Below are 24,986 nucleotides of genomic sequence, written 5' to 3' on the forward strand. Positions count from 1 at the left end.
ATGTCGCAAGACACAGGTTCGACAAAAAATACGCCCACAGGCATTGCGGCCGATCCGCACCAAGCTCGTGAAGCAGAAAAATATGACAATCCCGTCCCTAGCCGTGAACACCTGCTTGAGGTCGTACGCAGCTTTAAAGCGCCGGTAAGTCGAGACAATCTGTTCGCACACTTGGGGCTCGCCGGTGATGAACAGTATGAAGGCTTACGTCGACGCCTGCGCGCTATGGAGCGTGATGGCCAATTGGTGTTTACCCGTCGTCAGTGCTACGCCTTACCCGAGCGATTAGACTTGGTTAAAGGCACTGTCATCGGTCACCGAGACGGCTTTGGCTTTCTGCGCCCAGAAGGCAAAGGCAATCACGATGATTGGATGTTACCGCACCATCAAATGCGTAGCGTGATGCACGGTGATGTGATTTTGGCACAAGGTGTTGGCACCGATAAGCGAGGCCGCAAAGAAGCCCGTGTAGTACGGGTGCTCGAGGCACGCCAAGGTCAAATCGTGGGCCGTTACTTTGTGGAAGATGGCATGGGCTTTGTCGTGCCCGATGATAGCCGTCTTGGTCAAGACATCGTGATCGACAAAGAGCAAACCCAAGGTGCGCGTATGGGCAATGTGGTGGTGGTCGAGATCATGCAGCGCCCGACTCGACAAACCAATCCTGTCGGTAAGATTGTTGAAGTGCTGGGCGAGAACATGGCGCCCGGCATGGAAATCGAAATTGCGATGCGCACCCACGATATTCCCCACCAATGGCCGGATGCGGTCCTCAAGCAAGTGAAAAGCTTGAGTGAGGAAGTACCAGAAAAAGCCAAAGAGGGCCGCGTCGATCTACGTGATTTGCCACTGGTGACCATCGATGGTGAAGATGCCCGCGACTTTGATGATGCGGTCTATTGCGAGCGTAAACGCTCGGGCGGCTGGCGTCTGTGGGTGGCGATTGCCGATGTCAGCTACTATGTGCGACCTGATTCGGCGTTGGATAAAGAAGCGCAAAACCGCGGTAACTCGGTGTACTTCCCGAATCAAGTGGTGCCCATGTTGCCGGAAGTGCTCTCCAATGGTTTATGCTCGCTGAACCCGCAAGTCGATCGCTTGTGTATGGTGTGTGAGATGACGATTTCTGAGTCAGGTGCGTTATCTGGTTACAAGCATTACGAAGCGGTGATGAATTCCCACGCGCGTCTGACCTATACCAAGGTCTCTCACATCCTTGAAGGCGATGAGGAGTTGCGTGAGCGCTACCGTTCTCTGGTACCGCACTTAGAGACCTTGCACGATATGTACAAAGTGCTCAGTGAGGCTCGCCAACAACGGGGGGCGATTGAGTTCGAGACGGTGGAAACCCAGTTTATTTTCAACGCACAGCGTAAAATCGACCGTATTGTGCCGGTGGAGCGTAACGATGCGCACAAGATCATCGAAGAGTGTATGATCTTGGCCAATATCGCGTCGGCGCGTTTTGTGGAAAAACACAAAGAGCCAGCACTCTATCGTGTCCACGAAGCGCCGGGCGAAGAGCGCCTCAGTGGCTTTAAAGATTTCTTAGGCGAGTTAGGCTTGAGTCTCAGCGGCGGCCTTGAGCCGACGCCGAAAGACTACGCGGCACTGATGCATGTGGTACATGGTCGCGCTGACAGTGAACTGATCCAAACCATGTTGCTCCGCTCGATGAAGCAAGCGGTGTATCAAGCGGATAACCAAGGCCACTTCGGTTTGGCACTCAAGCAATATGCACACTTTACCTCGCCTATTCGTCGCTATCCGGATTTGCTGTTGCACCGTGCACTCAAATACTTGATTGCCAAACAAGCGGGTAAAAACCAAGACCGTTGGACCCCGACCGGTGGCTACCATTACTCATTTGACGATATGGATGTGCTCGGCGAGCAGTGTTCGAAAACCGAACGCCGTGCTGATGATGCTACCCGTGATGTGGCTGATTGGCTTAAGTGCGAATACATGCAAGATCACGTTGGTGATGAGTTGGAAGGCGTGATTGCCAATGTCACTGGTTTTGGCTTCTTTGTTCGCCTCAATGAGTTACACATCGACGGTTTGGTCCATATTTCCAACCTTGATAATGATTACTATCGCTTTGATATGGTGGGTCAACGCTTGGTCGGTGAAGGCTCGGGACGCGTGTTCCGACTCGGTGATCAGGTGACCGTGAAAGTCTTAGCCGTTAACTTGGATGAGCGACAAATCGACTTTGAGCTGGTAGGCTCTGAGCGCAAAGCCCGTCGCCCGGGGAAAACAGCCCGTGACAAACGCAAGAAAGGCCGTGCGGAGTCGAATAAAGACCCACAAGCCCGTCGTGAGCGAATGTCCGTGCGTCAGCAACTGAAACGTGGCGCCGTGCCTAGCGTTGAAGAAGACAAGGCCCCTGCAGAGAAAAAAGGCAAGAAGGGCAAAGGTAAGTCGCCTGCGGAAAAAGCACGCAAGAAAAAGGCGAAGAAGCAAAAACCTAAAGCGGTCAAGAAAAAGAAGTAACCCATGAGTAATGAAACCATTTACGGCATTCATGCCGTCCAAGCCGTGCTTGCGACTGATCCATCTCGCTTTATTGACGTGATGGTGCTAAAAGGCCGTCAAGACGAACGCTTGGTGCCTGTACTAAACGAATTAGCGATGCTGGGGATCAGTATTCAGCAAGTCGGCCGCAAAGCGTTAGACGACAAAACCCAAGGTGCGTCGCACCAAGGGATTGTGGCACGTGTCAAAGCGGGCCGTCAGTATAACGAAAATGACTTGGAGGCGATCCTCGCCAATACCGAGAGTCCCTTGCTGCTGGTGCTTGATGGGGTAACTGACCCCCACAACTTGGGGGCGTGCTTGCGTACCGCGGATGCGGCGGGAGTCAGTGCAGTGATTGTCCCGAAAGACAAATCCGCTCAGCTCAATGCTACGGCGCGAAAAGTCGCCTGTGGCGCCGCTGAAGTCGTGCCTTTAGTGCGCGTCACCAACTTAGCGCGAACCATGCGTGCGCTCAAAGAGCAGGGCGTGTGGTTTGTGGGCACGGCGGGTGAGGCCGATCATGATGTTTACGACACCAAATTGGTGGGGCCGCTCGCCTTAGTGATGGGCGCAGAAGGAGATGGCATGCGCCGTTTGACGCGTGAAACCTGTGATGAGCTGATTCGGATCCCAATGGCGGGTAGCGTGTCGAGCTTGAACGTGTCCGTGGCAACTGGCGTCTGTTTGTATGAAGCGGTGCGTCAGCGTCGTTAAGTGCCTTGTCTCTTGTCCACCGCTGAAGAAAAACGCCCCTGTTGGGGCGTTTTGTCATTGAGGGAAGTGAAAAACCGTTACAGCAATTGCCAGACCGCGGCGCTACCCGGCTTTTCGCCTTGCGTCCACCATTTGGCTTGGTAGCGTTGGTTGTTATATTCAACTTCATCGCCACCGGAATAAGCAACGGTCGCTTGCCATTCACTGCTTTGGTTGGCTTGGCTATCCCCGACGCGCTCCCATGGATCGCCTTGGTCTGGGCGCTGGCCTTTGGTCCACCACTTGGCGCGATACTCAACCCCTTGATACAGGACGCGATCGCCGCCGACATACACGGTGTTTTCATCCCACGTTGGTAAGCCACTGGCCGCCGTCACGGTTACCGTGAATTGCGCTTGCGTGGTTTTGTCGCCATCGCTGACCTCGACCGTGACCACATAGTCGCGATTCTCCGTCACGGTGGGCGCGGTCAGCGTCACCTGATCACCGCTGCCAGCAACGGCCAGATCGCCGGATGCACGGTAGGTGTAGCTGAGTGTATCGCCATCTGGGTCGTTTGCCTCAATCGTCACGCGGGTTTGCTCACCGCTTTTCAGGCTAACAGGGGCGATAGGTGCCACGGTGGGGGCTTGGTTTTCACCCGGTACCACCACCTTAATAGTCGTGCTGGCCTCGGCATTGGCTTGACCATCCGATACCGTCACCGACAGGGAATAATCGGTGCTGGTACTCACATCGGGGGCGGTCACGGTGACCGAATCCGTGTCGCTATTAGTCAGGGTCAGCGCCGTATCGCCTTGCCAGCGATAGGTCAGGGTATCGCCATCCCGATCACGCCCATTGGCGGCAATGGTTAACGACGATCCGGGTGCCAGCGTATAGCTTTGCTGCGCAAGGGTGACGGTAGGAGCACTATTGACAGGTGGTTGACCATCCTGTGCTAAGCCCTCGTGCATCGCATTAAGGATATCGCCATTGTCGGCATCGATTTCCCAAGCAAACAAACCGGCGAAGTTGTGGTTGCGTACATACTGGCCTTTGGCTTTGACCGAGCGCTGGTTGTCATAAGTGACTAGCTTGCCGTTGTCTGGGTTCCAAACGTAGGCCGCTTCAGCTTGCTCATCATAACCGGGTTGGAAGCCATTGATACCGTTCCCCGCGCTGCCGAGCATTGATTTGACGACGCCTTTGTAGTCAATCACGCCCGCTTCCCAAATACCATCAGCGGTACTGCCTTTGATTGGGCCGTTACCGGGGGCGGTCATCGGGTTGTTAGGATCGGTTGCATTGGCAGGGAAAACGCCTTCCCAGCCACGGCCGTACATCGCGGTACCGATCACCATTTTTTCTGGTGGCACGCCGCTTTCGAGTAGTAATTGCACACCATTATCGAGCGTGTAGGCAGGACCTTTTCGGGGCTCGCCGTTATCATCGACACCAGTACCATCACATTCATCGGCGCTCATATGGCTGCCGCAGTAAATGGCGGTTTGGTGACCGGTGACATTATTCCATGCGCCGAAAAAGTCGTAGGTCATGGCAAAGATGTAATCCATGTACGGCGCGCTGGCGCTGTAATCGACGTTGGCGATTTTGTCATAACCGGCCCCGACGGCCGAGGTGAGTTGGTACTCACGGCCCGTGTCGGCTTCGAGCTCATCCAACATCGCACGCAGCTCACGCATTAAGGCCGCGTAGGCTTGGCTGTCTTTATCGGGATTGCCTAAATCTGGGTTGGCACCGCCACCGCCTGGGTATTCCCAGTCAATGTCGACCCCATCATAGAACTTCCAGGTTTGTAGGAACTCTTTCATCGAGGCAACAAAGACATCACGGTTGGCTTTGTCGGTGAAATCATAGAAGGGGTCTGATAGGGTCCAGCCGCCAACGGATGGGAGAATTTTCAGATCCGGGTAGCGCTGCTTGAGTGCCATCATTTGCGCGTAAGTGCCACCAATTGGATCTTTAGCTGGTGTGCCGGGCAGTTTTTTCTGAATCGCTGCCCAAGGGTCATGGATCACCACTTCATAGTCTTTTGAGCCTTGGCAGGCAAGCTCCAGCGCGCGCAAGCTGTTGCCATTTTCGATGTCGCCTAATGACTCATTGGGGCCACAAATGGGGATAAAGCCATATAAGATGTGGGTGAGATTCCCCGCAGGCACCTGACTGACATCGAAGTTACGGCCATAAATGCCCCATTCGACAAAGTATGCCCCCACCACGGTATCAGGCTGTTTGGGGTAGTCATTGTTATTGGGGTCGACATTCATCGGCAGTGGGTCAAGGTGCACACCGTCGGTGTCTGCGATCACGATGGGTTTGGCGGCACTGGTGGCACACTGGCCATCCACGCCGCCTTCACACAAGGCGAATTTAAGCTGGTGGCGGCCGCCTTTGTCATAGGGAAAAGTGACAATGCCGGATTTGGTTCCTGCCGGTAAGGTGCCTTGATTGACGACTTGATCGTCAAAGTACACCTTGTAGCTGTCACCGCCATCACCGGACCACGCATTCCATTTAATCTCAATTTGGACTTCATCCACGCGTTGCACGAGATCTTTGTACGATCCGCGACCATATTCGTCGACTTCAACAAAAGAATAGTTTTGTGGTTTCCAGTCCAAACTTGGGGTTGAGGGGGCCGCCACGGCGTGGCTGGCACCCAGTGCCCCAGCAATCGCCAGAGAGAGTAGGGTCATTGGCTTCATGTTTGCTCCTTATTGTGTCACGCGTTGCCAAACAAGGGCAGCGCCGGGTTGCTCGTTGCGTGTCCACCATTTTGCTTGGTAGATGTTGTCGCCATAGCGCACGCGATCCTTGGCCACATAGACGTCAGATGCACTCCAAGCGGGCAGGTTGCTGGTGTGTTCGTCGGTAGCCGGGATCACCGACAGGTTGAAGCTATAGCTATCGTGATGGCTAAAGACTTGGTTTTGCACCACGTCATCGGCATTAAAATGGATCTCACCGTGGCGCATCACCCCGATACGTAAGGGCTCGTTAGCCTGTTGCTCGATAAGGCTGGCCAGTGCGTGTGGCCAATTCGCCACATTTTGGTCCGTCAGGGTGAGTGTGACATCCACGACTTCTTGGCCTTGGCGATTGTGCAAGCGGGCGCGCACGCGATCGCCCAATGCTGCCATTTGTGGATGTGGGACAAAGTATCCTAGCTCGTGCCATTGGGCGGGTGCGGTCTGACTAGGGGTGATAGTGATGTCGGCACAGTTGTAGAAGCCTTCTCCGGCCGGATCAATACGTTGCCAACGGCTATAGAGAATGGCATCACCTTGACGATCGGCGGGCAGGGTCACGGTCATCTCGTAATACCGGTTACCGTTATCGCCAACCACAATGGGCAGGTCGCCAAAGGTGTCGATCTTTTCGAGATCGTCCCACGTCAGCGCATCGGTCGCGCCGTTGTAGTCTGGCTTGGTCAGATAAATTTCCCAAAAGCTTGGGTTGTGCGGTGTGGTGGCGCGAAAACGCACGTCAATTTGCCCATTGCCATCAGGGGTGACTTCGGTCCGTTGCCAATCCGGTGAGGGCAAACTGATCCCGGCTTTATTGGGATCACCGGCACCACATAAGTTGCCATCGGTAACGGCCGCTTTCACCGCATCCATATTGCGATAATCCGCCACCAATTGGGCTGATTCGTGGTGTTGCACAAACGGGTAGTGCCCCGATTCTAAGAACGCAGTGCGACAGGCAGCGTTAGGGATACGTGATCCATCTGAAGGCCACCAATAGCCTCCTTGCTCATGGCAAATCGCTTGGCGTGCTTTGGGGCTTTCTAAATAGCCATGTGCCATCACTTGTGAACTGCTTGCGACCAGCGCAAGGGCCACGGCGCTGCGGCAGGAAAACTGTGAGAGCGAAGACTTGAACATAACGACTCCTTAACGGGGGCACGCAGCCCCCGCATTCAAGACCAGAAATGGATTAGAGGCTGCAGACTTGGCGCCAAGCTTGACCACCGGGTGCCGCTTGGGTCCACCATTTGGCTTCCCATACTGCATCTTGGTAGATAAGTTGGTCGCCACCGCTGGCATGGTTGCCACCATTGGGCCAGTTGGGGTAGGTACTCAGGCTGGCAACATCGACGCCGGGACACTGAGTGTCGCCACCACTTTGACCAGTGCTACCGGGTAGCGCAGGCGGAAGGCTTGGATACTCCTGCTTTACCGCATAGCGCTGGCCATCTTTTTCGATGGTGATATTGGTCGGGTTGGTGATCGGCATGTAGTACATCACCTGAGCGTCCAAGGTTTCACCCGGCTTAAAGCTTTGCTCAATGCCGCCCCATTCGTTAATCAAGGTGATGGCAAAGCGATGATGCGTGGCATCAAACCCGCCGATGTTGTTACCACTGGCATTGCTGCTATCACGTACGACTTCCATGCGCAGCTTTTTCTGGGCGTTCCAGTCAGATTTAAAAATGGCCGAGGTTGAAACCGGCACATCAAAGCTGATGGTGGCGCCCGATAAGTCCAGATCCGAGTGGTTGGTAAAGCGGAACGTGGGGCGGATAGGGTAGTTGTCATCGCCCACTGGGAAGTTCAGTGCGTCAAACGTGACATCCACTTGCTCGCTTGGCACTTGGAAGTTGGCGTCGCCACGTTGTAGCGAGTAGTCGCTGCCGGATTGCTTAAAGGTTTGGTACGCCAGCGAGGTCAGGGTGTCACCCATAAAATAGGCTTGACGCTGATCATCATAGCGATAATCCCCCGCCAGCTCCCAGAACATCACCCCGCCTAGGCCTTTGTTGACTACGTAGTCCACTTTCTCGGCCATCGAGGTTTCGTCTTCCATCGACAGAAATACACGTTTTTCCTCGTTCCAAACCCATGGCGCTTTGGCGATGTCATCGTAGTAACGCTGATAACTACCAGTAAGGCGATCAGTGGGGTCTTGCTCAGGGTCGAGTCCGTATTCCGCCGCATAGGCCGGTAGTTTGCCGTCGAGCAGGTTTTTCACATGCCACAATGGGTTAGAGCCTGCAGGCACTTCGTTGCCGAGCTCGTCCACATCATGCCAAAGGTTATCTATCCCGACTGCACCGTTGCCGCATTTGTTTTTCTCACCGACACCGGTGCCGGCTGGGCACTCACTTTGGTTTGGCAGTGGCGCGCGTCCCCAAAGGCCTTTATCGCCCCCTTGTACGTCTTTAAAGCCACGGGTGTAATACGGGATACCAATATTGATGCGGCCGGGAGACATACCGCCCATAAAGTAGGTCGCAGCCCAGTCGGTATTTAAATAACCAATCCCGCCAAACTCAGGGGTTTGGTAGACATTCCACTGTTTAAGCTCCGAGTCTTCGCCGGTGTCGTACAGCGGCGCCTGATGGCCAACATGATCGTTCCATGCCCCGTGCAGGTCATAGCTCATAATGTTGACGTAATCTAAGTATTGGGTGGTTTGGAAGGTTTCCATCCCGCGCAATAAGTAACCCGACGACGGTGCGGCAATGGTTAGCATATAGTGCTTGCCATCTTGTGCACTGGCTTTATCGAGCGCTTCACGCAGCGACTTCATCAGCACTTGGTAGGATTTATTCAAGTGCGCCCGACGTGGGTTAGAGTAGCTGAAATCGTCAGGGTGGCCTGAGTCTTTCATTGACGATGGGTATTCATAATCAATGTCGAGACCATCAAAGCCATATTGGCGCAAGAAGGCGACGGCACTGTCGGTGAAAGCTTTAATGCCAGCTTGGTTGACGCTGCCATCGGCATTGGTGGTCATGGTGTAGAAACCGCCACTGTCGATGCGCTCGCCGTTTTCACCGAAGTAGCCCCCGGTTTCGGCCCAGCCACCCACGGAGATCAGCGTTTTCACGTCGGGGTGCTGCTTTTTATACTTGTTGAGCAAGTTAAAGTGGCCTTTGTACGGCAGGGTTGGATCCATTTCTGCGCCAGCCACGCCCGGCCAGGTCATTTGGGTCGCTGGGTTATCGGGGGCGTTGGGATCGCCGATAGACAATTGGTTGTCCGCGTTAACATGGGCAAAGGCGTAGTTAATGTGGGTGATCTTGTCCCAAGGAATATCGCTGACTAAATAAGCTGGCTGGCCGTTGGCACCGTTTCGCCAGCTGGTGAAATAGCCAATGACACGGCGAGGGTGATCGGCGCCCATGTCTTCCAGGCCGTTTTCGTCATACACCGAGCAATACGGTACGTCGACATCTGGGGTGGTGTATAAACCAGCAGGGCGACAGGCATACTCATCGCCGCCGGTTTGGTCATCCCCCACTACCTGTTGCAATGTTTGGGTATCGGTCGCGCCTTTGTCGTCGGTCACGGTGAGCGTAAACGTAAAGCGCCCCGTTTGTTCGGCTTGCCAGTCAATGGTGGTCGCTTCTGCACCTTCATATAAGACAGTCTCGCCTTGTGAGAGTACGAATGAGGTCACTGTGCCATCCGTGTCGGTTCCGGCGAGGGTGAAGGTGAGTGTGTCGCCAACCTTAACGGGTCCAGACGGGGAGACGGTTAAGGTTGCGGTAGGGGCTTGGTTGACGCTGCCCGCGCACTGGCCGAGGATTTTCCACGCTTTCCACTCCCCTGATTGGGTGGCAGGATCGGCTTGCGTCCACCACCTTGCCTCATAGGCGGTATCGTCCGCTTTAACTTGATCCCCTTGGGTGTAGGTATTGCCACTTTGCCAATTGGGCAGGGGCTGGCAATCAACCGCAGCATGTACGCTGGGGCTACTTAACGCGAGTCCCGCCAAACCTAGCGCGACGGCACGTGATGGCGTCATCAGTTTCATATTTTGCTCCCAAAATTTTTGAAGCGAATTTCATCAATGCAGGTAGCGTTTGATGTGTCCTTTTCCTTACTTTTTTGCCTGTATAGGTGACTTAAATATCAACAATAGGCAATAAAACCGCTATGTTGGGCAATTGATGCCAAGAAATGGAGGCGGAAGTGCAATAATTTGAGCGCGGGTTCAGAAATTAATTATTGGTAAAAAAGAAGTGCATCAATAGCGTGATGTTGGTTGAAACTTAAACAAACTTGACAATTTTCAGGGTTGATTTCCTGATTTTTTTGCTATGCGTCATGTTTTTTGGCGCAATGTCACGCCAATTGTTATCAGTAAGTTGTTGTTTTTCGCAAATTAAGTGGTTGTGTCGTGCGAGTAAACACGAATGGAAATGACCATAATCGAACAGGTCGCGAGGCGTTTTGGTTTGGTTGTGACAGGATGACAGCAAGGTGAGCCGATGAAGAGAAAATCTGTTTGCTAATGGCGCTGCAATTCTGTACTATCTCGCGCCTGATTCTCGGTCTTTTATTTTTCGTTCCTTGCTTCCGCTGGACGACCGGGCCAATTGTGGAAGCTGATTAATCCGTAAGGAGCAACTCAATGCGTCATTACGAAATCGTATTCATGGTGCACCCTGATCAGAGCGAGCAAGTTGCTGGCATGATCGAGCGTTACACTGCGTCTATCAAAGATGCGGGTGGTCAAATCCACCGTCTAGAAGACTGGGGCCGTCGTCAACTGGCTTACCCAATCAACAAACTGCACAAAGCACACTATGTTCTGATGAACGTAGAAGCTGAGCAATCTGTGATTGACGAGCTAGAAAGCACGTTCCGCTTCAACGACGCTGTGATCCGTAACATGATCATGCGTACCAAAGACGCTATCACTGAGCCATCTGTCATGATGAAGGCTAAAGAAGAGCGTACTGCTAAGCGTGAAGATCGCCCTGAGCGCGAAGAGCGTGCAGAAGCGAAACCAGAAGCGAAAGCTGAAGGCGAGAGCGCTGCTGAGTAATTGCTGTGATGACCAATCGATTGGAACTTGCTGGTGTAATCAGTAAAGCTCCGGTCCACCGCCAGAGCCCTGCAGGGATCCCGCACTGCCACTTTGTGTTAGAGCATCGTTCCACGCAACTCGAAGCGAACCTTCCCCGTCAGGTGTATTGTCGTCTGCCGGTGGTGGTAAGCGGGCAAGGGTCAACACAACAGACTCACGATTTAGCTTTAGGCAGCCATATCAAGGTAAGCGGTTTTCTCGCTTACCAGACCAGCCGACAAGGCGAGGGAAAATTGGTATTGCATGCCGACCACATTATAGACATTTAGATCAGGAGATAAGCCCATGGCACGTTTCTTCCGTCGTCGTAAATTCTGCCGTTTCACTGCAGAAGGCGTACAAGAGATCGACTACAAAGATGTAGCGACTCTAAAAAACTACATTACCGAATCTGGTAAGATTGTACCTAGCCGTATCACTGGTACTCGTGCTAAGTACCAGCGTCAACTGGCTCGTGCTATCAAGCGCGCTCGTTACCTGGCCCTGCTGCCGTACACTGACAAGCATCAGTAATCGGAACTGTCCACGTTAGAGAGGATTGAAGAATGCAAGTTATTCTACTTGATAAAATCGGTAACCTGGGTGGCCTAGGTGATCAGGTAACTGTTAAGTCTGGTTACGCGCGTAACTTCCTTATCCCACAAGGTAAGGCTGTTATGGCAACCAAATCAAACATCGAACACTTCGAAGCACGTCGTGCTGAGCTAGAAGCAAAAGTTGCTGAGCAACTGGCTGCTGCTCAAGCGCGTGCTGAGAAAGTTGAAGCGCTAGAAGCGGTTGAGATCGCATCTAAAGCGGGCGACGAAGGCAAGCTGTTCGGTTCTATCGGTACTCGTGACATCGCTGACGCTGTAACTGCAGCAGGCGTTGAAATCGCGAAGAGCGAAGTTCGTCTACCAGAAGGCGCACTGCGCAACACTGGTGAGTACGAAATCAGCGTGCAACTGCACTCTGACGTATTCGCAACCGTAAAAGTGAACGTTGTTGCTGCGTAATTGCCAAGACAATGTTTGTGAAAGAGCCAGCCGATAAGGCTGGCTTTTTTTATGACTGTGAACAGATAACCGTTAAAGCCACTGATACCGTAATCCGACCGTGAACACACTGTCTTTGTGCTTCAGCCCCGGTGGCACTTCACTCATGTAGTTTTGTTTTCCCGTCAGCTTAATTGAAAGCTTTTCGGTAATGGTGGTAGCTAGCGACAACACGCCTTCCACACTGGTATTGCTTTCCCCAGACACCACCTGTGTGCGTCCCTCGATACTGGCATTATCTAAAAAACGCCACTGCCATTTGGCTTGAGCGCGGACGACAGGCTCACTGACCGAATAGGGCATGATCAGATCATCGTCATCAATTTCGTCCAAATTTGGCCGTTGGTAACGAAAACCGGGACCTATCTCTGTGCTGACACTTAATGCGTCACGCTCGATCCATTGGTAGCCAAGACCGGTTGCGAGCATAAAGTCGTCAAAGTAAGGGCCATAACGGTCAGCGACGTACGTGGCGTTCAGCAGCGCATAGCTTTGCGCGCTAAGCTTCATATTGGCTTGGGATTCGAACTCCGTTTTGCGTTTGTCCTCTTCGCCATCTTTTTCAACCTGCAGCAGACTGACGCTGGCTTGATAACTGTATTGTTCGATTTGGTATTGGCCGTTTAACTCACTGTTGATCGTTTGTGAATCGGCATTGCCGCCCAGACGTTGATAACCGATGGAAATATCGGATGACCAAGGTGACCTTGGCGTGTCGTCTTGCTCGGTTGCATAGGCAGGACTGATACACGCGACACATAGTGAGATCCAAAGCGGCGTATAAACAGATTTCATGGCTTTACCCTCACACTGTCTCAGGCGCGCTATGATAGGGATCGTCAGCGTTGAAGCGGTCAAATTTGGGTTAAAATCCGCGGTGATTATTCAGCGTTTGGAAAAAAATGGCTGACAGGGCAGCGTCTCGCTAGGACAGCGGGTATAATGGCGCCCATCAGTAATAGGTGAGTTCGTTATGGCAGACAATCGTAAACCCGCAAAAGATCAACAAGTCGCTAACCTCAAAGTGCCGCCACATTCCATTGAAGCCGAGCAGTCCGTGCTGGGTGGCTTGATGTTGGATAACGAGCGCTGGGATGCGGTTGCGGAAAAAGTCGTCAGCCATGACTTTTACAGTCGCCCCCATCGATTAATTTTCGATGCGACCAAGACCTTGCTCGATGAAGGCAAGCCACTAGATTTGATCACCCTCTCTGAGCACCTTGAAAAAGCGGGCAAGCTCGACGATGTGGGCGGTTTTGCTTATTTAGCGGAGTTGGCGAAAAACACCCCAAGTGCGGCCAACATTATTGCTTACGCTGATATTGTGCGAGAGCGTGCCATGGTGCGTAATCTGATTGGGGTCGCCAATGAAATCGCCGATGCGGGCTATGACACGCAAGGGCGTAGCTCGGAAGATCTGCTCGATATGGCCGAGAGCAAGGTGTTTGCGATTGCCGAATCTCGAACCAGTGAAAACGAAGGGCCGCAGCATATTGACTCGGTGCTGAGCAAAACACTGGAGCGCATTGAAGAGCTCTTTAAGTCACCGCAAGATGGTGTCACGGGCGTATCGACAGGCTTTACTGACCTGAACAAAAAAACTGCCGGCCTACAGCCGTCTGATTTAATCATTGTCGCAGCACGTCCATCGATGGGTAAAACCACCTTTGCGATGAACTTGTGTGAAAACGCGGCGATGGACCAAGAAAAACCCGTGTTGATCTTCTCGCTCGAGATGCCGGCTGAACAGCTGATGATGCGTATGTTGGCCTCGCTCTCGCGCGTCGATCAAACCAAGATCCGGACCGGTCAGCTTGATGATGAGGACTGGGCGCGCATCTCCTCATCGATGGGGATCTTGATGCAGAAAAAGAACATGTACATCGATGACAGCTCCGGTCTGACACCGACCGATGTGCGCTCGCGAGCACGTCGCGTTGCACGTGAACATGGCGGTCTGAGCATGATCATGGTCGACTACCTGCAATTGATGCGTGTTCCGGGTTTACAAGAAAACCGAACCCTTGAAATTGCCGAAATTTCTCGCTCGCTCAAAGCGCTCGCGAAAGAGCTGAACGTGCCTGTAGTGGCGCTATCGCAGCTGAACCGCTCGTTGGAGCAACGGGCGGATAAACGCCCAGTTAACTCGGACTTACGTGAATCGGGCGCCATTGAGCAGGATGCCGACTTGATCATGTTTATTTACCGAGACGAAGTCTACAACCCAGAAAGTGCGATGAAAGGGATTGCGGAAATCCTGATTGGTAAACAGCGTAACGGTCCGATTGGTAGTGTGCGTCTCACCTTCCAAGGACAGTATTCGCGATTTGATAACTATGCAGGGCCCGCGTTTGATGATGAGTGATCTGTCTACCATGACCAATGCAGCTCGTGCCTTGATTGATCCCGAGGCGATGGTGCACAACATCCAAGTGATGCGCCGTAAAGCGCCTAACAGTAAAGTGATGACGGTGGTGAAGTCCGATGGTTACGGGCATGGGCTCGCGTCTGTTGCCACCACCTTGGCCCCGTTTAGCGATGCCTTCGGTGTGGCACGGGTGGAAGAAGCATTGACGTTACGTCGTGCCGGGATCCAATTGCCCATCGTCTTGCTGGAAGGATTTTATGAAGCGGATGAACTGCCGTTATTAGTCACTCATCAATTGACGGCAACCGTGCATTGTAAAGAGCAAGTAGCGATGCTAACCCAAGCCTCGTTAAGTGAGCCGTTACCCGTGTGGTTAAAAGTTGACTCAGGCATGCACCGCTTAGGTTTCCAGCCTGAGCAAGTGCCGGAAGCACTCGCCGCTCTTAATGCTTGTGACAATGTGGCCGCTGACATTGGCTTTCTCAGTCACTTTGGCTGTGCGGACGAGCTGGATAATCCGATTACGCAAGCACAGATAGACACCTTCATACAGGTGACGGAAGGGCTAAGCGGAGAGCGGTCGCTGGCAGCCTCCTCAGGGACCTTGTTTTGGCCGCAAAGTCATTTTGACTGGGTGCGTCCCGGCATTTGTCTATATGGCATTTCGTCGCGAATTGAACTCACCGGCGAACAGCTAGGACTAAAACCGGCAATGCGATTGACGTCCCGGGTGATGGCTGTTCGCGAACTGAAAGCGGGCGAGCCGGTAGGCTATGGTGCGCGTTGGCGCAGTTCGCGCGATACCTTGATTGGCGTGATTGCGATCGGCTATGGCGATGGCTATCCACGCTCTGCACCTGACGGCACCCCTGTTTGGCTGAATGGTCGCGAAGTGCCGCTGGCTGGGCGTGTCTCGATGGATATGATCACCGTTGATCTGGGCCCAGATGCGACCGACAAAGTGGGTGATGAAGCGGTACTGTGGGGGCCTGAGCTTCCCGTCGAGCGCATTGCCCGCTTGGTCGATACCATTGGCTATGAATTAGTTTGCCAAGTCACCGGCCGCGTGCCTCGTCAATATCTCGCCTTAAACGCGGCCGATGACGCCGCGGTGTAGCTTTTTATGTTAAGCGGTACGTGGCGCACCTTGCACAGTGACCACCAAGGTGCGTGTACCGCCATGATCGCGATGCTCGCCCAGATAAATCCCTTGCCATGTACCGAGATTGAGCCGACCTTGGCTGATGGGAATCGTGACGCTTGCGCCTAGTAACGATGCTTTAAGATGCGCTGGCATGTCATCATCGCCTTCATAGGTATGCTGATAATAGGGCGCGCGTTCTGGCACTGAGTGGTTAAAGTGCGCTTCCATATCTTGGCGCACTGTGGGGTCCGCATTTTCATTCAAGGTCAAACTCGCCGAGGTATGCTTGATAAACACCTGTACCATCCCGATATCAATCTCATCGATGATAGGCAGCGCTGATACGATGTCGTCGGTAATAAGGTGAAAGCCCCGCGGGCGTGGGCGCAATTGAATTTCGGTTTGATACCACATAAGCAGTCCTTGTTGTGATCCTCGTCGTGAGCGAAAAGCTCAAGGCTTATCCAACTATTCTATGATTAATCGCAACCCTCTCACAGCAATTGCATGTGAGAATCTGGCTGTGATTATGTAATATTACTCCAATTGCCACCGCGAACAGCGTGGTGACGCTGAGACAATACAGGATCCTTGCCGGCTGTTATGCTAACAGCGGCATTCACAACGCGATTTGGATGACCATGATGCTAAAGACAATTAATCCCACTCAAACCGTGGCGTGGCAATCACTGACCGCCCACTTTGAAGAAGCACAGGACTACACACTGGCGGATCTTTTTGCCGACAACCCACAGCGATTCGCCCATTTCTCGACCCAATTCGAAGACAGCATTCTGTTGGATTATTCCAAAAACCTGATCAGTGAAGAAACACTGACCAAGTTGCTGGCACTGGCGGATGAAACCGGTGTGGCGGACGCGATCAGCGCGATGTTTGACGGTGAGAAGATCAACCGCACCGAAGATCGTGCCGTGCTCCATACAGCACTGCGTAACCGCAGCAATTCACCCATCATGGTGGATGGCGAAGATGTGATGCCAAAAGTGAACGCGGTACTGTCGCAAATGCAGTCGTTTTCCGAGCGTGTGATCAGCGGTGAATGGAAAGGCTATACCGGCAAAGCGATTACAGATGTGGTTAACATTGGTATCGGTGGCTCAGATCTTGGTCCTTACATGGTGACCGAAGCGCTCGCCGCGTACAAAAACCATTTGAACCTGCACTTTGTCTCTAACGTGGATGGCACGCATATCGCCGAAACGTTAAAAGATCTAAATCCAGAAACTACCTTGTTCTTGGTGGCGTCAAAAACCTTTACCACCCAAGAAACCATGACCAACGCCCATACAGCGCGTGATTGGTTTATGAACGCAGCAGGGGATGAAAGCCAAGTGGCGAAGCACTTTGCCGCGCTTTCTACCAACGCAAAAGCGGTGTCTGAGTTTGGTATTGATACGGCCAACATGTTCGAATTCTGGGACTGGGTGGGTGGTCGTTACTCATTGTGGTCGGCGATTGGTCTTTCTATCTGTTTGGGCGTAGGTTACGACAACTTTGTTGCACTGCTTGACGGTGCCCATCAAATGGATAACCACTTCAAAACCGCACCGATGGCGCAGAACATGCCGGTGCTGTTGGCACTGATTGGTATTTGGTACAACAACTTCCACGGCGCAGAATCAGAAGCCATTTTACCTTACGATCAATACATGCACCGTTTTGCTGCCTATTTCCAACAAGGCAATATGGAATCAAACGGTAAGTATGTGGACCGCAACGGTAATCCGGTTGACTATCAAACCGGCCCAATCATTTGGGGTGAGCCGGGTACCAATGGTCAGCATGCGTTCTATCAGCTGATCCACCAAGGCACCAAATTAATCCCGTGTGACTTTATTGCTCCAGTGCATAGTCACAACGCGATTGGCGATCATCACGCCAAATTGATGGCTAACTTCTTCGCTCAGACTGAAGCATTGGCATTTGGTAAAGATCGAGAGCAAGTGGAAGCCGAGCTAGCAAAAGCGGGTAAATCAGCCGATGAAGTTGCTGCGATCGCACCGTTTAAAGTGTTTGAGGGCAACCGCCCGACGAACTCGATTCTGGTCAATCAAATCACGCCATATACCTTGGGCGCGTTGATTGCGATGTACGAGCACAAAATCTTCACTCAGGGTGTGATTTGGAATATCTACAGCTTTGATCAGTGGGGCGTTGAGCTAGGTAAACAGCTCGCAAACAACATCCTGCCAGAGCTGAGCGATAATAACGAAATCGACAGCCATGACAGCTCGACCAATGGCTTGATCAACACCTTTAAGCAATGGCGCCAAGCGTAATCGCTTAAACGGTGAAACGAAAAAAACGCCGCGCAATTGCGCGGCGTTTGTGTATCGAGCCGTGCTGTCTTAGTGATCAAAGCAGATTTCAATGAAGGCAGTACCGTGAGGCGATTTAAACGGCATAATAATCACAGGCCCATCGCTTTTGTGATTGATGGTATGACCTTTACCAGACACCACCACTGGGGTTGCCATCTCAAACTCAAAGCCTTTTTCTGACAGAATACGCTTGGCACCCCCGGTCACCATATTGGTGATTTCACCCACCATGTCAGTGACTTCCTCGTTGATCGAGTCTGCGCGCTCACCGAGCATGCGAAACATGATCTCCAGCGCCATATCTTCGTCAAAGGTCACTGAGAACGACCCTTTGGTTTGTGGGCCAACCATACCGATTAACCCAGAAACATCCCCTTTAGCGATCTCGGATTTCTTTAGGTGAGGCTTCTCAGGCTGAATATCTAACTGTGCCATGGTTTGCAGCACGTTAATCAGCGAGGTCAGGAATGGGTTGACGAATTGTGCTTCCATAAAGAATGTCCGTCCTAATCAATTCAATGTTATTGAGCCAAGCACTGTGCACATGTGCCATGCGTTTCAATCACATGGTGTTGTACGTGAAAGCCCACTTGCTGCGCCTTTTCACGCAATGCATCCGACAGCTCCTCGGTGTGGCACTCTTCGACCGTACCGCATTGATCGCAAATCAACAGTTGCGAGCAGTGTCCTTGGTGCCCCAAATGACAACAAGCGATGTAGCTGTTGGTTGACTCCACTTTGTGTACAAACCCCTGCGCTAATAGAAAGTCTAGCGCACGATAGACAGTTGGGGGTTTGGCTTGTGGTTCTGTTTCGCGCAACACATCAAGCAACTCATAGGCACTGATGGCGCGTGAGTAGTTGGCAATAATTTCGTAAACGCGCGTACGTTGTGGAGTAAGCCTTACTCCTCGCTGCTCACAAAGCTGCTGTGCGCGGTGCAGTAACCCAGTGGTATTGGTCATAGCGCCTCAAAGTGCTGACAGTCAGTTTGTTATCTTATCATAGCCACTGGTCAGCGCACCCTGTCTGTCTTTAATCCTATGCGTTATCACACACCTGTAAATAGCTTTACGTGTATCGCTTGATCGCGATCAGGCCTCTCACAGTATTGAGCAAAATAAAAACAGTTAACAATCTGCTGATCTTTGAATCGGCTAACTGTTTTCTTGTAGCGAGTCCGTATGATGACACCGTGCCACAGGCATAAAAAACATACCTTTACATCCATAATAGGAGTATGTACCGATGAAAAAACTGTTAGCCCTCGCCGCACTGGCGTTCGCGTCTGTTTCTACGCAAGCGGCTGCCAACGAGTGTGAGTTAACTGTCACCACCGGTGATAAAATGGCCTACGATCAAACATCGCTATCCGTGCCAGCAAGCTGCAGTGAAGTGACGCTAACCCTGGAGCACCAAGGCTCCATGCCTGTGACCTCGATGGGCCACAACTGGGTGCTGTCAGAAACATCTAACCTGCAAGACATTGCCATGAAAGGCGCGGGTGCCGGCCCAAATAACGATTATTTGCCACAAGGCGATGATCGCATCTTGGCGCATACCAAATTGATTGGCGGCGGCGAAAGCACCACGATTACCTTCTCAACTGAAGGACTGAAAGGCAAAGACTTAACCTATTTCTGCTCTTTCCCAGGCCACTGGACTGTGATGAAAGGCAAATTCACCATCGAATAAGTCTTGTCGCGAGAGAGCGAGCAACAGGCTCTCTCGCCATTTCATTTGCTCGTCATCTTGCTCGACTAGGCTTTGCGGTAAATAGATTTTCGCAAACGGATTGACGGAGCAAGAGGGTGAAAAAACTCCGCTACTATAGTTATAACTTGGCACTCAATGCGCTCCCTAATGATTGGTATCGCTCATGGATGTGCCGGCAACTATTGCCCATTTATCAGCAGCACAAATCTGATATTGACCAACGTGTCAGCTATTACAACCGTTTGAATGCCCCGTTTTGTTTGTCGGAGCAATATTGCGATCATCAGACGGGCCGAGTGAGACAAGATCACGGCTCGGTGTATTTTTTAGATATATTGCGAGTGATGCGCTGGTTCCCCAACGGCTTGTTTTTGCATTACTTAGGTGGCGATGTCACGCAACCGCCACTTACGCCAGCCTTTGTAAAGAGTCGTCCCATTCATGGCGACAATCAAAACGCCGTACTACTCAAGCTCAATGCGGTGCGTCATTTTCAATTTATCGATGATCCTGTTCCGTTTGGGCAAAAACGCGATAGCGCGGTATGGCGTGGACGCTGTTTTAATCACAAGCGTCGCCAACTTCTTCGCCGCTTTTACACGCACCCTATCATTGATGTCGGGGATACCCGCCCCGTGAATGACACTGACCAAGCTTATCGAAAAGCCCCGCTAACACCGCATGCGCAGTTACAGCATAAGTTTATTCTCAGTGTGGAAGGGAAAGACGTTGCGACCAATTTAAAGTGGATACTGTCATCCAACTCGCTGTGCCTCTCACCGCCGCTGGAGTATGAAACTTGGTTTATGGAGGGCCAATTAATCCCTGGGGTTCACTATGCCGAAGTGAACGCAGATTTTTCCAACCTAGAGGCAGTTATCGATCATTACCTTACCTACCCGCATGAAGCGCAAGCGATCATTCACAATGCCCATCAGTGGGTAAATCAATTCTGCGACCGACAAAAAGAGGCGGTGATCAGCTACTTAGTGGCAGAGAAATACTTTCGGCTTTCGCAGCAGCTATAGAAGCACAGGGGCTGGTTTGGTTTATACCATCATAACGGCTGCCATACTGTTAGCTTGTGCTTTTCTTCTGCCTCGTGGTCAGGCGGGATGGTTCTGCTTAAATCTTACCGATGCAATGTGTATAATCCGCGTCCGCCTGTCGAAAACGACTGTCGTTTAACGTAATTTGCAGAGATTCGAGACCATGACTAACCCCAGCAAAACCGCCGCCAGCCCTGATGTGACGCCAAAAACGGTGATGCAGCGTTTCTCTGTTGCGCCCATGCTCGATTGGACGGATCGTCACTGCCGTTATTTTCATCGCTTACTATCAGAACACACTTTGTTGTTTACCGAGATGGTGACCACGGGCGCGATCATTCATGGTAAAGCGGACTATCTTGCTTACAACGAGCAGGAGCATCCGGTGGCGTTGCAGCTGGGGGGATCGGATCCGGCGGATTTGGCAACGTGCGCCAAGCTGGCAGCCGAGTGTGGCTATGATGAAATTAACCTCAACGTTGGTTGCCCGTCGGATCGGGTTCAAAACGGGCGGTTTGGTGCGTGCCTAATGGCTGAACCTGAGCTGGTGGCGCAGTGTGTGTCTGCGATGCGTGAAGTGACTGATGTGCCCATCACGGTGAAAACTCGCATTGGTATAGATGAGCAAGATAGCTACGAATTTTTGACCGACTTTGTGGGCATCGTCAGTGAAAAAGGCGGCTGTGATATGTTCACGATTCATGCGCGTAAAGCGTGGTTGAAAGGCCTGAGCCCCAAAGAAAATCGTGAAATTCCACCGCTGGATTACCCGCGTGTGTATCAGCTTAAAAAAGACTTTCCACATCTGGTCATGGCTATTAATGGTGGCGTGAAAACCCTTGAAGAAGCCGAGCAGCACCTTGCGCATCTGGACGGAGTGATGGTCGGTCGTGAGGCGTATCAAAATCCTTTCTTATTGGCGGATGTCGATCAGCGTTTGTTTGGCAGCGCGCAGGCACGTGTGAGTCGCCGCCAAGTGGTTGAAGGCATGTTCCCCTATATCGAGCAACAATTACGCCAAGGTGCGCAGCTTAATCACATTAGCCGCCACATGTTAGGGTTATTCCAAAACATGCCGGGCGCGCGCCAGTGGCGCCGTTATATCAGCGAGAATGCGCATAAACCGGGAGCCGGTATTGAGGTACTGACTACCGCCATGAGTCATATTCCTGACGATTGGTTGGACGCGTAAAACGTGGCCAAAATAACTACTTATTAGTGATAAATTTGACGAAATGCGTGGTAAGGCCCGGAGCATGCTGAGCAACTCATTGAATAAATGGATAAAAAACCAAGTGACAAACTGGCCTGAAACCTGCAAAGTCTGTCTCGCTATCAAGACAAGGAGATCGTAATGATCGAAATTCTATTCCTCATTGGCTTTGCGGCTGTGTTATTTATGACGGGTGTGAGCATCATGGGAATGGTGCTGGCTATGTTGGCTGGCTTCGCGGTCATGATGGTCGCGGGCATGATTGGCACCTTGCTTAAACTGTTGCCTTGGTTGTTGGTGATCGCCGCGATTGTCTGGTTGCTCAAGCGTAACCGTCGCCAACGCAAAGGCGAGCCAGAAGTGATTGTTCGTGAACGTCGTTGGGCGCGTTACCGTCGTCGCTAAGCCTTTTTGGTAAAAAAATGTGGCCTGCTGCACGAGAAACCAGCAGGTAAACATGCGAATAGCGCCATCCGGGCATAAAGCTTGCTATCATTCATATCTACCGGCGACAAGGCATGGCTTTGCCGCCTCCGCGTGACGACACTTTTTTATCGACAATGTGGAGAGTTTCATGAAAACGACTTCAATGACGCTTGCCGCCGCAGCGCTAACCGCGTTGATGGCCATGCCTTCTCAGGCTGCGACCCTTGCGGGCGGTAAAGTAGGGGCGGATGCCTGGTTCATGGATGCGGATGTCAACAATGTTGAAGCCGATGATGCGAGCACCTCTGGATCGTATTACGCCGCGATTGAACATCCTTTACCACTGATCCCGAATGCGAAGATCCGCCATACCTCAGTTAGCGTGGATAACCCTGACGTCAGTTTTGATCAAATTGACTTTGTGGCGTATTACGAGCTGCTAGACAACGATCTTGTCTCGGTTGACGCGGGTATCAATATGCAGCGTTTCCAATCGGGCAAATTTGGTGGCCAAAGCTTTGATGAGTGGCAACCTAATGTGTATGCCGATGCGCGTCTCGGGTTAGTGGGCACACCACTATTCGTATTTGCGACCGTGAGCAAAGGTGAGTTTGATGGCACCAGCACCTTGGATGCCGAAGCCGGCGTTCAGTATCAGTTGGGCCTTGTTGCTGCCGATCTTAACGTACGTGGTGGCTATCGAATGATCGAGCATGACTTTGATTACTTTGATAACAATGACGGCAAACTGGATCTGACGGGCTTCTTTGTCGGTGCAGAACTCGACTTTTAATGGATGGTTGCGTTACCCCAACATTAAAACCGCGCTTAGGCGCGGTTTTTTTATACTTAAAATCAAGCGCATAGCGATTGTGGGATGGCTCTCACTTCGACTTTCGGCCAATACCCAGTGCGGAAAAACGTTGGCATGCTACCTCTGTGACACGGCAAGGAGATAGCAGTGATTGCTCCGCCATCCACTCTGACATGGAATAAGGAATCGCTATGATTTACGCAAAGCCCGGCACCGAAGGCGCCATAGTCCAGTTTAAACCGCGTTACGAGAACTATATTGGTGGTGAATGGGTGCCACCCGTGAAGGGGCAGTATTTTGCCAACACATCGCCGTGTACCGGTGAAACAGTGGCTGAAGTGCCGCGTTCAAGCGCAGAAGACATCGACCTTGCGCTGGATGCTGCCCATCAAGCAAAAACAGCGTGGGGCCAAACCTCGGTGACCGATCGCGCCAATATATTGTTAAAAATAGCTGATCGCATTGAAGCGAACCTGGAAATGCTGGCGGTGGCAGAAACGTGGGAGAACGGCAAAGCCGTGCGCGAAACCTTGGCCGCCGATATTCCCCTTTGCGCCGACCATTTCCGCTACTTTGCGGGTTGTATTCGTGCCCAAGAGGGCACCGCGGCAGAGTTGGATGCAGGCACGGTGGCGTACCACATTTATGAGCCATTAGGCGTGGTAGGACAAATCATACCGTGGAACTTTCCGTTGCTGATGGCATCGTGGAAGCTTGCCCCCGCACTGGCGGCAGGGAACTGCGTGGTGCTAAAACCGGCTGAGCAAACCCCGACCACCATTTTGCTATTGATGGAATTAATTGGCGATCTTCTGCCTGCTGGTGTGGTGAATGTCGTCAATGGTTATGGCGCCGAAGCTGGACAAGCGCTTGCCACATCACCACGGATTGCCAAACTGGCATTCACCGGTTCCACTCCTGTAGGGCATCATATTCTGCGCTGCGCAGCAGAAAACCTCATTCCTTCCACCGTGGAGTTGGGGGGCAAATCGCCCAACATTTATTTTGAAGACGTGATGCAGCAAGAGGATGCCTATATCGATAAGGCGGTAGAAGGCTTGCTGTTGGGCTTTTTCAACCAAGGTGAAGTCTGTACCTGTCCGTCACGCGCACTGATCCAAGAAAGTATCTACGACGATTTTATTGCCCGCGTGATTGAGCGTGCAGGCAAGATCAAACAAGGCAACCCGCTCGACACCGAGACCCAAGTGGGAGCGCAAGCGTCTGATGAACAGTTTGATAAGATCATGAGCTACTTGAAAGTGGGTCAAGAAGAGGGCGCGCAGGTATTAATTGGTGGCAGCCATCAAGACTTGGGCGGCGGCTATTATGTGCAGCCGACGCTATTGAAAGGGCACAACAATATGCGGGTGTTCCAAGAAGAGATCTTTGGGCCCGTGATTGGGGTGACCACCTTTAAGGATGAGGCGGAAGCTTTAGCGATTGCCAACCACACTGAGTACGGGTTGGGCGCGGGGCTTTGGACCCGAGATATGAACCGCGCGTATCGGATGGGGAGAGCGATCCAAGCGGGTCGTGTCTGGACCAATTGCTATCACCTTTATCCGGCGCATGCCGCATTTGGAGGCTACAAAAAGTCTGGTATCGGACGAGAGACCCACAAAATGATGCTTGGCCACTATCAGCAAACCAAGAACTTGCTGGTCAGTTACGACATCAATCCATTGGGTTTTTTCTGATCGAATCGACCAGTGCGGCAGTAAGCCGCACTGGTTAAGCTCCCAAGGCTGTCTGGCCGGATCTGGCGAGCCTGCTTATCTGATACTAAGCTCAATAAGTGAGCAAGTAGGTAGGCAGA

At 52.1% G+C, this 24,986-nt stretch carries 22 protein-coding genes; 15 read left to right on the forward strand and 7 right to left on the reverse strand.

What is annotated here, in order from left to right; genetic code table 11:
- Nucleotides 1-2,496 (forward strand): ribonuclease R, encoded by a 2,496-nt coding sequence (gene rnr, locus E8E00_RS01075; protein WP_069589703.1) that lies wholly within the window; start codon nucleotides 1-3, stop codon nucleotides 2,494-2,496.
- A gap of 3 nt (nucleotides 2,497-2,499) precedes the next feature.
- Nucleotides 2,500-3,234: a 23S rRNA (guanosine(2251)-2'-O)-methyltransferase RlmB gene (gene rlmB / locus E8E00_RS01080; protein ID WP_077457597.1), complete on the forward strand. Its 735-nt coding sequence runs from the start codon at nucleotides 2,500-2,502 to the stop codon at nucleotides 3,232-3,234.
- Nucleotides 3,235-3,311: 77 nt separating this feature from the next.
- Here rlmB and E8E00_RS01085 read toward each other — a convergent pair whose 3' ends face one another.
- The 3 genes from E8E00_RS01085 to E8E00_RS01095 are packed head-to-tail and all read right to left on the reverse strand — an operon-like array spanning nucleotide 3,312 to nucleotide 10,002.
- A complete protein-coding gene (locus tag E8E00_RS01085; protein ID WP_096630096.1) occupies nucleotides 3,312-5,942 on the reverse strand; it encodes a glycosyl hydrolase family 18 protein in 2,631 nt (876 codons plus the stop codon).
- Nucleotides 5,943-5,951: 9 nt separating this feature from the next.
- Complete coding sequence (locus E8E00_RS01090) at nucleotides 5,952-7,124, reverse strand: lytic polysaccharide monooxygenase (protein ID WP_096630093.1); 1,173 nt, start codon at nucleotides 7,122-7,124, stop codon at nucleotides 5,952-5,954.
- A gap of 52 nt (nucleotides 7,125-7,176) precedes the next feature.
- The gene (locus tag E8E00_RS01095; protein WP_240531911.1) at nucleotides 7,177-10,002 is read right to left on the reverse strand and encodes a glycosyl hydrolase family 18 protein; all 2,826 of its coding nucleotides are present in this window, start codon (nucleotides 10,000-10,002) and stop codon (nucleotides 7,177-7,179) included.
- Between the two features lie 600 nt (nucleotides 10,003-10,602).
- Here E8E00_RS01095 and rpsF point away from each other — a divergent pair.
- Genes rpsF through rplI form a run of 4 tightly spaced genes read left to right on the forward strand, consistent with a single transcriptional unit; the run spans nucleotide 10,603 to nucleotide 12,056 of the window.
- Nucleotides 10,603-11,019, forward strand: a complete 417-nt coding sequence (gene rpsF, locus E8E00_RS01100) for a 30S ribosomal protein S6 (RefSeq protein ID WP_069589698.1) — start codon at nucleotides 10,603-10,605, stop codon at nucleotides 11,017-11,019.
- 8 nt (nucleotides 11,020-11,027) lie between these two features.
- Complete coding sequence (gene priB, locus E8E00_RS01105) at nucleotides 11,028-11,330, forward strand: primosomal replication protein N (RefSeq protein WP_069589696.1); 303 nt, start codon at nucleotides 11,028-11,030, stop codon at nucleotides 11,328-11,330.
- 16 nt (nucleotides 11,331-11,346) lie between these two features.
- Nucleotides 11,347-11,574, forward strand: a complete 228-nt coding sequence (rpsR, locus tag E8E00_RS01110) for a 30S ribosomal protein S18 (RefSeq protein WP_069589695.1) — start codon at nucleotides 11,347-11,349, stop codon at nucleotides 11,572-11,574.
- Nucleotides 11,575-11,606: 32 nt separating this feature from the next.
- A complete protein-coding gene (gene rplI, locus E8E00_RS01115) occupies nucleotides 11,607-12,056 on the forward strand; it encodes a 50S ribosomal protein L9 (protein WP_069589694.1) in 450 nt (149 codons plus the stop codon).
- Nucleotides 12,057-12,128: 72 nt separating this feature from the next.
- On the opposite strand, the gene E8E00_RS01120 is transcribed toward rplI, so the two are convergent.
- Entirely contained in the window at nucleotides 12,129-12,890 is a 762-nt protein-coding gene (locus E8E00_RS01120) for a YdiY family protein (protein ID WP_077765452.1), read from the reverse strand.
- Nucleotides 12,891-13,068: 178 nt separating this feature from the next.
- Between E8E00_RS01120 and E8E00_RS01125 the strand changes: the two genes are divergently transcribed.
- Both E8E00_RS01125 and alr read left to right on the forward strand, forming a co-directional pair.
- Entirely contained in the window at nucleotides 13,069-14,460 is a 1,392-nt protein-coding gene (locus tag E8E00_RS01125; RefSeq protein ID WP_077765453.1) for a replicative DNA helicase, read from the forward strand.
- Nucleotides 14,450-15,580: an alanine racemase gene (alr, locus tag E8E00_RS01130; RefSeq protein ID WP_077457928.1), complete on the forward strand. Its 1,131-nt coding sequence runs from the start codon at nucleotides 14,450-14,452 to the stop codon at nucleotides 15,578-15,580. Before E8E00_RS01125 ends, alr begins: the two co-directional genes overlap by 11 nt.
- A 9-nt stretch (nucleotides 15,581-15,589) precedes the next feature.
- Here the strand turns inward: alr and E8E00_RS01135 are convergent, their stop codons facing one another.
- Nucleotides 15,590-16,021 (reverse strand): secondary thiamine-phosphate synthase enzyme YjbQ, encoded by a 432-nt coding sequence (locus E8E00_RS01135; RefSeq protein ID WP_096630090.1) that lies wholly within the window; start codon nucleotides 16,019-16,021, stop codon nucleotides 15,590-15,592.
- A gap of 230 nt (nucleotides 16,022-16,251) precedes the next feature.
- On the opposite strand from E8E00_RS01135, the gene pgi reads away from it, so the two are divergent.
- Complete coding sequence (gene pgi, locus E8E00_RS01140) at nucleotides 16,252-17,907, forward strand: glucose-6-phosphate isomerase (RefSeq protein ID WP_096631530.1); 1,656 nt, start codon at nucleotides 16,252-16,254, stop codon at nucleotides 17,905-17,907.
- Nucleotides 17,908-17,976: 69 nt separating this feature from the next.
- Here pgi and E8E00_RS01145 read toward each other — a convergent pair whose 3' ends face one another.
- Complete coding sequence (locus E8E00_RS01145; protein ID WP_069589687.1) at nucleotides 17,977-18,441, reverse strand: chemotaxis protein CheX; 465 nt, start codon at nucleotides 18,439-18,441, stop codon at nucleotides 17,977-17,979.
- A gap of 29 nt (nucleotides 18,442-18,470) precedes the next feature.
- Entirely contained in the window at nucleotides 18,471-18,914 is a 444-nt protein-coding gene (zur, locus tag E8E00_RS01150) for a zinc uptake transcriptional repressor Zur (protein WP_069589686.1), read from the reverse strand.
- 283 nt (nucleotides 18,915-19,197) lie between these two features.
- Here zur and azu point away from each other — a divergent pair, with 283 nt between their 5' ends.
- The 6 genes from azu to E8E00_RS01180 all read left to right on the forward strand — a co-directional run bounded on the left by azu (nucleotide 19,198) and on the right by E8E00_RS01180 (nucleotide 24,867).
- Entirely contained in the window at nucleotides 19,198-19,644 is a 447-nt protein-coding gene (gene azu / locus E8E00_RS01155; RefSeq protein WP_069589685.1) for an azurin, read from the forward strand.
- A 116-nt stretch (nucleotides 19,645-19,760) separates the two neighbouring features.
- Complete coding sequence (locus E8E00_RS01160) at nucleotides 19,761-20,693, forward strand: glycosyl transferase family 90 (protein ID WP_096630087.1); 933 nt, start codon at nucleotides 19,761-19,763, stop codon at nucleotides 20,691-20,693.
- Nucleotides 20,694-20,877: 184 nt separating this feature from the next.
- Nucleotides 20,878-21,906: a tRNA dihydrouridine(20/20a) synthase DusA gene (gene dusA / locus E8E00_RS01165; RefSeq protein ID WP_168174056.1), complete on the forward strand. Its 1,029-nt coding sequence runs from the start codon at nucleotides 20,878-20,880 to the stop codon at nucleotides 21,904-21,906.
- A 162-nt stretch (nucleotides 21,907-22,068) separates the two neighbouring features.
- Nucleotides 22,069-22,332: an envelope stress response protein PspG gene (gene pspG / locus E8E00_RS01170; RefSeq protein ID WP_069589681.1), complete on the forward strand. Its 264-nt coding sequence runs from the start codon at nucleotides 22,069-22,071 to the stop codon at nucleotides 22,330-22,332.
- Nucleotides 22,333-22,501: 169 nt separating this feature from the next.
- Nucleotides 22,502-23,146: a TIGR04219 family outer membrane beta-barrel protein gene (locus E8E00_RS01175; RefSeq protein ID WP_069589680.1), complete on the forward strand. Its 645-nt coding sequence runs from the start codon at nucleotides 22,502-22,504 to the stop codon at nucleotides 23,144-23,146.
- 212 nt (nucleotides 23,147-23,358) lie between these two features.
- Nucleotides 23,359-24,867 carry an aldehyde dehydrogenase family protein gene (locus E8E00_RS01180; protein ID WP_077480296.1) on the forward strand — a complete coding sequence of 503 codons (1,509 nt, stop codon included), beginning with the start codon at nucleotides 23,359-23,361 and terminating at the stop codon, nucleotides 24,865-24,867.
- Nucleotides 24,868-24,986 lie beyond the last annotated feature (119 nt).

The organism is Salinivibrio sp. YCSC6 (assembly GCF_004916735.1).
Taxonomy (GTDB): Bacteria; Pseudomonadota; Gammaproteobacteria; order Enterobacterales; family Vibrionaceae; genus Salinivibrio; species Salinivibrio proteolyticus.